The following is a 9,881-nucleotide window of genomic DNA, read 5'->3' as shown; positions in this document are numbered from 1 at the left end:
GTGGGCACTGGAATCCGGCCAGGACGCCGGAGTATGGGGAGGCTTGTCTGAGGTGGCGTCCCCGCCGTCGGTGGTGTTAGCCAGCGCGGCGTGCGCGGGCGTTACGGCGTTTCAGGGCGCGGCGCTCGTCCTCAGACAAGCCTCCCCATACTCCGGCGTCCTGGCCGGATTCCAGTGCCCACTTCAGGCAGGTGTCCTGCACGTCACAGCGACGGCAGACAGCCTTGGCTTCCTCGATCTGGAGGAGGGCCGGGCCCGTGTTGCCGATCGGGAAGAACAGCTCGGGGTCTTCCTCGAGGCAAGCAGCGCGATCGCGCCAGTCCATCATGAACTCCTACATCGGTGGGTCTGAGAGGCACGCAGGACACGGGGACATCTGGATGGCCGCCGAACAGCCGGTAAGCTGCTCATCGGACGTACCGACAACAACCGACGTGTCGGCGCTGTCGTGACCGTCCTGACTGAGGACGTCGATGATGTCCTGTTGCCAGGGTGATGTCACAGACCAACGACTATGGTGGGCTGTGTGTTCCGCAGTGATGTGGGGCTGTTGCCAAGCCGTCATCACCCCGCCCCATATCCCTGGAATGGTTTCCCGTGACATGGACAGGTCGGGTGACAGGCCCCAATCGACGTCCGAGTTTACGTGTTGGACGCCTGTCGAGGGAAGAGCTTTGCGCATCATTGCCTGCGATGTTCTGCGCATGTGAGAGGGTCTGTGGGAGTTACGTTGTCATCTGTGCACGCATCCTCAGACGAATGGTCGAACGGTTCTCGACGAGTTGGTGCGGTCCTACTCTGGGTTCAGACCGGGGCCATCCTCGCCGCCAGTGTCTTCTATCTCGTCGAGCTCGCTCGCGGGTTGGGTGATGACCGGGCACGGGTTTTGATGTCCGTGGTCGTCTTCCTTGTGGGAGCATGTGGTCTGGCTGTACTGGGTCGGGGACTATGGCATGGCGCCACATGGGTGCGTACCCCGGTGTTGGTCTGGCACGCTCTGCTGGTGCCGGTGGCGGTAAGCCTTGCCCAAGCCAGTCAGCTCATCTTTGCGGTCATGGTGGGTGCGGTGGCGCTCGGCGGGTTGGGTTCGGTGCTGTTGAGCTCGCCTGGCAAGTCGACGACCTGAATCGAGCGAACCCGTCTGTCCTCAACGAGAGGTACTCGGCCCGGCGCCATCGGTTCCCCAGCGGGCATCGTCACGCCGTACACCTCCCCGTCTCGCACGCCACTGACGAAGATGAGCCCGTACGGCAACCGCCGTCACGCCCCGATCAGGCCGCGTTATGTCGATCGGCCCCCTCGGATGCATTGACATGTGTCTCGACATCGTTGATCGAGACTACAGTCGGCAACACTGGCAGCCACGGCGGGAACACCGGGCGAGCGCCGACCTGTCTAGCAGCTGCCGTCAACGTAGCGACCAGCTGCGGCAGATCCGCTGCACCCGACATCGGTCCCTGACGAGCTGGCGCGGCTCCCGACACCGTCCCCACCGTGGGCAGCTCGTCCCAGCGAGCGCCGACCATCCCGGCCGATAAGGACCTCACCACCACAGGAACTGATGGTCCGTCCGGCAATGACCCCAGATACGTCGTTTGCAGCAATACCGGGTCCCCATCACCTGTGCGGACCACGGCACGCCCCGGATGGCAAGGGCTGATGGCTGCCGCGATTGGTGATCCAATCACCTCAACTGAATCGCGAGCATCCCTTACTCGCAGAGCAATCCGCAATGAGATATGAGCCCGCATGTCTGCAGAGACAACCCCGGCAGGACGCTGCGTGGCCAACACCAAGTGCAACCCCAATGAACGACCCCGCGCGGCCATCCGCACCAAACCCGCCATGAACTCGGGAAGTTCCTCTACCAGTGCACGGAACTCATCGACCACGACGACCAGACGCGCCAATGCCTGCAGCGGCACACCCTGAGCATCACACGCCCCAGAGTCCACGAGGTCCTGATAAGCGTCGATGTCACAGGCTCCCGCTGCACGCAGCAGCGTCTCCCGAGAACGCAACTCGGCCTCTAGCCCAGCTAAAGCGCGCCGAGTTCCGGCCACATCCACATCGGTGACCACCCCCACCGTGTGCGGCAAGTCAGCACAGACATCGAACGCTGAACCATCCTTGTTATCCACCAGGACAAAAGCCATCCGCTCAGGGCTGTTCTGCCAGGCCAACGACGCCACCAACGATCGCAATAATTCCGAGGTCCCTGCACCCGTTGTCCCACCGACCACCACGTGCGGTCCGTCCCGGCGCAAATCAAGATGGACAACCCCACCAGCGCCCACACCGATCGGAAATGACGTACTTGCAGCCTGTCGTCGCCACCGATCCGCCACTGCTTGCACGTCATAGGGGTCGGCAGTGACCGTGTCCGCAAACCGGACCAGTTCAGGGAGATCCTCGCCCAGCCCGGGGGGTGCATCCCGCAGCGGGGCCAGCGCTCGGGCCAGGTCCATGGCGTAGGACAAGGAGACACCGTCCGGGATGATCTGACGATCGCCAGCGTCACTGCGCAACCAGCCTGCCCCTGTGCCCACTTCAATGACGGCGGCGCATTCCTGAGGAAGCTGAGAAACCCGGTCGGCGACGCACATCGCGACAATTCCTACCGCAGGACCTTCCTGTAAGAGCCGGGCCACTCCTGGAATCTCACGTAAAGCCTCCGCCCCGATCAGCAGAATCACCACGACTGGGCAGCCGTTGCTGCTGGGCGCTCCAGTCGGAGCTGTAGTGATACGCCGATCCATTTCACTGGTCAGATCGTGGAGACACCTGGCGAATTGTTCGGGATGTGTGGCGCTCGCCGCCTGAACCGGGTAGGTCGAGGCAGCATCCCGGCTGTGGGGGAGGAGTGTCGTCCAGGACCATTGGGATGCGGTGGCATCGTGAGCGGCAAGCAGCCACAGCCGGACCTCGAGGGGGCTGTGGCAGGTGACGATCTGAGCGATGAGGGCTCGTGCGTGCGCGGCAACAGGATCGGTGAACTTCGCGTCATGGACGGTGTCGGTCTGTGGGGAACACTGGGCTGGGGCGATCCCGAGGACCCCCACCTGAGGCAGTAAGACGACAACGGGGAGGTCGGCCAGGGTGGGGTTACTGGTGCTCCCGTTCTCCGCGCGCAGGGTGAGCGCGGAGGTGACGTCACCCCGCCCCACCGAAATGGCCAGGTGGTCGGGATCAGCGAGCTGTCGAGACCAGAGGTCGGCGGTGCCGCGTCGGGCGATCAGGGCGATGTCAGCCAGATGCGGCATCCCGATGTTCAGGCGATAGCGTTCCTGCTCGGTCAGGTCGGTGACCTGACGGTGGACCCTGGCGAGCGCATCGGCGTGTTCGCGCTGTTGGGCGGCGGTACGGGTCTGGTGACGACGGCGTTGAATATGGAACTGAGCGATGAACATGGTGGGCCCGAGAAGCCCGAAAGCTAGATAGACGGCACGGTGGGTCAAGGCGGCCGCTGCAAGGGACATGATGACGGGCAGGAGCAGCATCGGCCAGGACCGTCGAGGGGCCTCTTGGGGGTATGGGGCACGGGGGAGCTTGATCAGTGGTGGGGGTTGGGAATCGGGAAGGATTCGAGGTGCGGGATGGACGGCAAGGGTGCCATCGCCACGAGAAAGATGCCGAGGCTGACGGTGATCAGAACTCGGGGGACCTATGACGAGAGTGGTGCTACCCACCCGGATTGGGGCTCCTGGAGTCAGAAGGACTGGACGGGCGCCCACCTTCTGAGCGCCGAGATAGGTGCCATTGCTCGAGCCGAGGTCGTGGAGGTGGACCTGATCTTGGGTGACGGTCAGACAGGCATGTCGTCGGGACACGTCGGGGTCGCCCAGGCACAGCTCGGCGTGATCGCTGCGCCCGATGAGATGGGTGCCGATAGTCAGGGAAAACCGATGACCGGCGTCTGGTCCAGCGATGGTGCACAGTTCTACAGCTGGTACGGCTGGTACGGCGGATGCGTCGCGGTGTGGCGGCGCCCAATGCAGCACAGCTCCATCGATGAGGGGTGGTGTGCCAAGGACATCTGTGGCGAGGAGAGGCCGAGAGTCGATATGGGCGACGTGGTCGGGGCGCACCTCAGCTCGTGCCGTGAGCAGGCTTGCCACCTGGCCGAATCGAGTGCCGGAAGGGGCAGTGACGATGACATGTTCGAACTGATCAGGTCGATGGCTAGGTGAGCTGAGCAGGAGGCGAAGATCCACGTCGAGCATGGTGACTGATCAGGGACGTCGGTGTTGGAGTCCGCTGTCGTGTCTGTGGACAACCGAATGTGACCGGCGAGTTCAGTCAACCTTCGGTACCGTAACCTTCGTACCCGTAACTTACGTGGCCGTAGGTTCATCGGGTGTGACCCGAGACCGCTCCCCACCGGAGGTGCCCCGTGATCCCCACACCACCACCCACAGTCATCCAAGGCGGCATGGGAGTGGCCGTGTCCTCCTGGCAGATGGCCCGCGCTGTCGCTCACACGGGTGAACTGGGCGTCGTCTCTGGGACCGCCCTGGACGCTGTCCTGGCCCGCCGTCTCCAAGACGGCGACCCCGACGGGCACGCCCGTCGCGCCCTCGCCCACTTCCCTGATCCGGCCATGGCCGACCGGGTTCTCCAGCGGTACCACCGACCCCACGGCAGAACCCCCGGTACACCGTACCGACCCCACCCCACCCTCACCCTTACCCCCAGCCGGGACGCCATCGATCTGTGCATCGCCGGGAATTTCGTCGAAGTGTGGCTTGCTAAAGAAGGCCACGACGGTCCAGTGGGCATCAACTTGTTGGAAAAGATCCAGATGGCCACCCCCACCGCAGTGCTTGGTGCCATGCTCGCCGGAGTTGACTACGTCCTCATGGGAGCAGGGATTCCCCGGGAGATTCCCCGACTTCTCGACGACCTCGCTGCCGGACGTCCCGCAGCAATCACTGTCGACGTTGCCGGAGCGAGCGACACCCACCACACCAGCATCGACCCCTCCGCTGTCCTCGGTGCGCACCTGCCCGTCCTGCACCGGCCTCACTTCTTGGCGATCGTCTCCCTGCATTCCCTCGCGGCATATCTCTCCCGCGATCCGCAGATCCGGCCTGATGGGTTCGTCGTTGAAGGACCCACCGCCGGCGGGCACAGTGCACCACCTCGTGGACGCCTTGAACTCGACCAGCGAGGCGACCCTATCTACCGTCCCCGCGACGTCGCCGACCTCGCTGCCATCGCCACGATCGGTCTGCCTTTCTGGGTCGCCGGCGGCCAAGCCACCCCTGAAGCTGTCGCCGATGCACGCGCCCAGGGCGCCGCTGGCGTCCAATGCGGCACGCTCTTTGCGCTCTCCACCGATTCCGGCCTCGACTCTGACCTGCGCACCCAACTTGAGGCACGCCTCCGCGCTGGAACCCTCACCGTGCGCAACGATCCCCGCGCCTCTCCCACCGGCTTCCCCTTCAAAGTGGCCCACGTCCCCGGCACCGTCTCCCACGAGACGACGTACGCCGCCCGACCTCGCCTGTGTGATCTGGGCTACCTTCGGCAACCCTACGCACGCCCCGACGGTGGCATCGGCTACCGATGCCCTAGCGAGCCGGTCGAGCAATACCTTCGTAAAGGCGGCGACCTCGGCGACGCTGTCGGGCGCAAATGCCTGTGCAACGCGCTCCTCGCTAACATCGGGCTCGGCCAAACCCGCAAAGACGGATACGTCGAAGCTCCCGGGCTCACTCTTGGTCAAGACCTCAGCAGTGCCCGCCGACTCGCTGCACTTCACCCCCACGGATGGAACGCCCGCGACGTCGTGCACTGGCTACGCAGCACACTCGACCAGTCCACCGACTGAACAGTTCCTCCCTCAGCTCACGACAACGCAGCGATATCCCGCTCCACGAAATACCCAGCGATCATCACCCCTAGCGTTGCCCCCAGGAATGTCGTCGGACCTGACGCCATCAGACCCGGCATTAACACCAACCCCGGCCTGACCACACCACGCATCACCCGCTTAACCACCCCGACCGGCACCGCCCCTGCTGGGGTCGACACCAACGCCCCCACATCGGCCATATCTGGAGCCGGCGCCGTATGGGACACCCCGACTGTCGCCGCACCCACCAACAACAGCACTGACCACCCCGAGAGATGCGAGGCCACCACCACCGCCACCGACAGCGCTGTCGCCATCATCATCGGAATCACTAACAGCGCCAAAGCTACCCGCTGAATCGACCCCGGCAATGACCGGCGTAACCCCGTCGACCGCGTCCACGCACGCAACCCCGCGCCGTACGGCATGGTTGCCGAGACCACCACCACTCCGGCCACAAACAACCCCGCCCCAGACGCCGACGCTGGCAACAACAACCACAGCCACGGCAACATGCCCCCCACCGCCAGCCAGGGCTCCCACCGCCGTGACACCCGCCGTGCATCCGCCACGGCCAGGACCATGACACCAGAGGTCCACATCCCCCTGCTTCGCCGTCGACCCCGCCGGGCCAGACTACGTCGCGTTGTCACCGCCCATACCGCGCTGGCATCCAACATCGCTGCGCTCGCCTCGGCGGCGTCCGTGAGGTCACCGCCACGAGCAATATCGCTTATCGGTAACCGATCTGCTCGCCGCGCCACTAGCGCTAAAGAGAAGACACCAGCAGCGGTAATCCCCACAGCCGCCACTGCGATCACCGCAGTGCTCACCCCCACCAGCTTCGGTAGTTTCACCCCGGCAGCGGTCAATGCTGCCAACAGTGATGTCACCCCCAAGAGCGTCACCCCGAAACGGCTTCGGCGGTCTGCTCCCGCTGACGTCGGGTTCACCGTTTGCCGCCATCCTGCCATCGCCATAATCCACATCGACAGCCCTGCACCAGCCGCTGTACGAGCGGCCCATCCACCGAACGATTCCTCCGCGATGGTCGCGGCAGTTGCGAGTCCGGTGGTGACCGCCCCGGCGGACCACGCACCCGCCCCCATCCATGCAATCCGGCTGCGCAACAACACTGCCCGGTCCACCGGGCCGGCAAACAGCCAGGTCCGCTTCGCTGAGGACGCCCCCAACGGGCCAGCGATCGCCGCTGCCCACCAGATTGCTCCCACCAGCGCCACCGGAAACACCGCTGCCACTAATGTCGCCGTGCTCTCCCTGGCCTCCCCGCCCCACGCGACGCCCAAACCCCTCAGCAGACTCGCTGCCATCGCCGCAAACAGCACCACGGTCAACGCCACCATGTACCAAGTGGTGACTGCGGAATCAACGATGTCTTGATCAGAGGTGCGCACCCACCGCAGCTCCCGTTGCACCAGCCGAGCCCGTCGCCGCTGATCCGCGCGGCTAGTCGAGGCTGTCATGCTGCGCTGCCATCCGTCGGGAGAATCGGAACGATGCGAGCTTCGACTCGCTGCAACAACTGTGGGTCGTGACTGGCCAACAAGATCGCTGCGCCCGCTGTTTTCGCCTCACCGAGATAGCTGGCTAACCAGTCACGGCCAGCAACATCAAGACGCTGTTCCGGCTCATCAAGGACCAACACATCAAACGGGCGGATCAACGTCGTCGCCAACGCTAACCGTCGCCGTTGTCCCGAGCTGAGACTGTCGGGCAACTGATCCGCGGCATCGGTCAGGTGCACTACCCTCATCGCGGCATCTACCGCGGCGGACGGAGCATCATTGCCGTGCACCCGAGCAAACAGATCAAGATGTTCCACCGCCGTCAGATCGGGAAACCACCCCATGTCGTCTAGCACCGTCGCCACTCGGGCCCGCACCATCGGATCCTGTTCATCCAAGACCCGCCCGTCCAGAAGAACCTGGCCGGCATCAACCTCAACACTGCCCAGTACGCACCGCAACGTCGTGCTCTTGCCGACACCATTGGGCCCGGTTAACGCCACAATCTCCCCGGCGTGTACCTCAAAAGACAGGTCGTGAACGATCGGCCGACCGCCGTATGACTTTGACAACCCTGTCACTGATAGTCGGGGCTTTTGCCCCGTTGGAGTCAACGGGGTGGCGGCCGCTGTCGCCGGTGAGGTCGTCGGTGTGATGGACGAGTTGTCGCAACAGTCAACAGGATCGCCGGATGTCGAACCAGTGGGGGAGGAAACCATGAGATCTCTTTACCATCTATCAACGCCCACGGATTCATCTGACTCGCCCAGGGCACATTGGCCACCCGCGCCCTACGGCATGTCCACTGCAACTCGTCCTAGGAGCTACGGCATGCCCGATCGACAAACCTGGGCGACACCGACCCACATCTGGGCATACAACGTAGACCCACACCACCTCGCGGATATTCGGTAGGTCGCGGCTGAGGCCGGTGACATCAGTGGCGGATGACATCTAATCCTGGAGATTTGTCGCCTACGCGGCGGATGAAGCTGCTGCCAGACGCCGTCGTGGGCGTGTGATCGTGACCTATCACACTGTTGGCAGCATCACGGTCGACGATGTTGGGCGTGGTACCGACACCCGCATCGATGCCCACGGGAACGCCATCCGCAAACCGGTGATGTCCACACGGAATGTGGGCTTCGTTGATCCAGTTACGGCGCCTGTGCTGCCGGAGAGACCGCTTCACCGGAGAATATCGGTAGTCAGCGCACTCAATTCCTGGCTTGTGCATGAAAACCATCGAGCTCACGGTTCATGGGTGCAGGTCTACCGGCGCTGACTTCCTGACGCTGATTCAAGAGTAGTTTCACCCCGCGATCACGCTGGGACGATGGTGACATTCCATGCTGATATAGCCGGGCTAACGCGACTGACCGGCCGAGATCTGACTGGATTCCACTTCATCGACATCGTGCAGAGATAGCGCTGTCTCGCGTCTGATGTTGCACGTTTCGTGAGTGCACGTTGAGGGGGATGTCCGTAGCCATGGAGCGGAACCGCACCTGTGGTGCGGTTGCCCTTCGCACCCTCTTGACCTGGGGCAGGCTCTCGCTGTACTAGCGGACGGTGTGGACCGCGGATGCTGATCTGGCGCTGGATCTACCTCAGGTAGAAGGCGCCGCAGTCGACCTGAGTGATGAGGGTCAGTTTCGCAGGGGAGATGGTATGACGATTGGAAGTATTACTGCCGCAAGTACCCAGTACATGAAGACCCATCCGATTCAACGCCGCGCGGCCGCTGCTTCCGGTGAAACATGCACTTTTCAGGGGCAGGTCTTTTTTCGCAAAGATGAAGAGTTCTTTGCGAAAGCCTATGGGTGGAAGTTTACCTGGCCCATCACGGAGAGCCCCGGGCCCCGGCCCATGGCAGAGGTCATCACTCGTTTTGCACACCAGACCAACTATGCAGCGGGGAAGCCATTCGACACGCTAGGGTTCATACGTGCATCATCGCGGACCTATCCGGATGACTTCGACCTCAATCTTTTAAATAAAGCAGCATTGTTTTTTGGTGATACTTCACTGAGAGAAGATGCCAGCATCAGCCTGCTTGCATAGGGGAATTATTCACCAGGGTTTCTGTGTCATTTATGATTACTAGTCGGGTCGATAGAGCTCTCCTCAGGCTCCTGGAACGGGTGTAGAGGTTCACTAGCGGGGCCGTTCGCGCACATTCCCAGCCTAGGATTATCCGCGCTCGCCAGCGAAACGTGCGGCATGATCGCATCGGCGAACAAGCCGGTCAGTCTTCGGCGGGTAGGAGGGCGAAGTAGGCGCGGATGTAGTCGGCTAGACGGTATGTTAGCGACCCGGTCGTTGTGACGGGGTTGCGGGCCGGGGCCTCGCTCACGAGATTCGTGGGTTACCGAGCAGGCCGCCTGCTTGGCCTATCCGACATTCGTGGGAGGCCCCGGTGTTGACCGTGCGTACGAGCGTGGGGCTTGACGTGCACGCACGATCGGTCGTCGCAGCAGCGATCGAGGGCGTCACGG

General features: G+C 63.3%; 7 protein-coding genes. 3 read left to right on the top strand and 4 right to left on the bottom strand.

Translation table 11 applies throughout. The annotated features are described in order from the left end of the window. Positions 1-76: 76 nt before the first annotated feature. A complete protein-coding gene (locus KEM60_RS16225) occupies positions 77-325 on the bottom strand; it encodes a WhiB family transcriptional regulator (protein ID WP_219232514.1) in 249 nt (82 codons plus the stop codon). A gap of 405 nt (positions 326-730) precedes the next feature. Between KEM60_RS16225 and KEM60_RS16220 the strand changes: the two genes are divergently transcribed. Further along, positions 731-1,126 (top strand): hypothetical protein, encoded by a 396-nt coding sequence (locus KEM60_RS16220; protein ID WP_219232511.1) that lies wholly within the window; start codon positions 731-733, stop codon positions 1,124-1,126. Between the two features lie 145 nt (positions 1,127-1,271). Here the strand turns inward: KEM60_RS16220 and KEM60_RS16215 are convergent, their stop codons facing one another. Further along, positions 1,272-4,214, bottom strand: coding sequence for an FtsK/SpoIIIE domain-containing protein (locus tag KEM60_RS16215; RefSeq protein ID WP_219232509.1), 2,943 nt, complete (start codon positions 4,212-4,214; stop codon positions 1,272-1,274). 179 nt (positions 4,215-4,393) lie between these two features. Here KEM60_RS16215 and KEM60_RS16210 point away from each other — a divergent pair, with 179 nt between their 5' ends. Continuing rightward, a complete protein-coding gene (locus KEM60_RS16210; protein ID WP_370626393.1) occupies positions 4,394-5,833 on the top strand; it encodes a nitronate monooxygenase in 1,440 nt (479 codons plus the stop codon). 17 nt (positions 5,834-5,850) lie between these two features. Here the strand turns inward: KEM60_RS16210 and KEM60_RS16205 are convergent, their stop codons facing one another. Next, positions 5,851-7,341 carry a DUF6297 family protein gene (locus tag KEM60_RS16205; RefSeq protein ID WP_219232507.1) on the bottom strand — a complete coding sequence of 497 codons (1,491 nt, stop codon included), beginning with the start codon at positions 7,339-7,341 and terminating at the stop codon, positions 5,851-5,853. Next, positions 7,338-8,102, bottom strand: a complete 765-nt coding sequence (locus KEM60_RS16200; protein ID WP_219232505.1) for an ABC transporter ATP-binding protein — start codon at positions 8,100-8,102, stop codon at positions 7,338-7,340. The genes KEM60_RS16205 and KEM60_RS16200 overlap by 4 nt, the downstream gene beginning before the upstream one ends. Positions 8,103-9,054: 952 nt before the next feature. Between KEM60_RS16200 and KEM60_RS16195 the strand changes: the two genes are divergently transcribed. Beyond that, the gene (locus KEM60_RS16195) at positions 9,055-9,447 is read left to right on the top strand and encodes a hypothetical protein (RefSeq protein WP_219232503.1); all 393 of its coding nucleotides are present in this window, start codon (positions 9,055-9,057) and stop codon (positions 9,445-9,447) included. The last annotated feature ends 434 nt before the right edge of the window (positions 9,448-9,881 follow it).

This window comes from Austwickia sp. TVS 96-490-7B, from assembly GCF_019331795.1.
Lineage (GTDB): Bacteria > Actinomycetota > Actinomycetes > Actinomycetales > Dermatophilaceae > Austwickia.
The sequence above is the reverse complement of the archived record's forward strand: the minus strand, read 5'-3'. Positions and strand labels throughout refer to the sequence as shown.

Coding starts and splice junctions, on each gene's coding strand:
- KEM60_RS16205 (WP_219232507.1), bottom strand. CDS start 7,341: ATGACAGCCTCGACTAGCCGCGCGGATCAGCGGCGACGGGCTCGGCTG.
- KEM60_RS16195 (WP_219232503.1), top strand. CDS start 9,055: ATGACGATTGGAAGTATTACTGCCGCAAGTACCCAGTACATGAAGACC.
- KEM60_RS16200 (WP_219232505.1), bottom strand. CDS start 8,102: ATGGTTTCCTCCCCCACTGGTTCGACATCCGGCGATCCTGTTGACTGT.
- KEM60_RS16225 (WP_219232514.1), bottom strand. CDS start 325: ATGGACTGGCGCGATCGCGCTGCTTGCCTCGAGGAAGACCCCGAGCTG.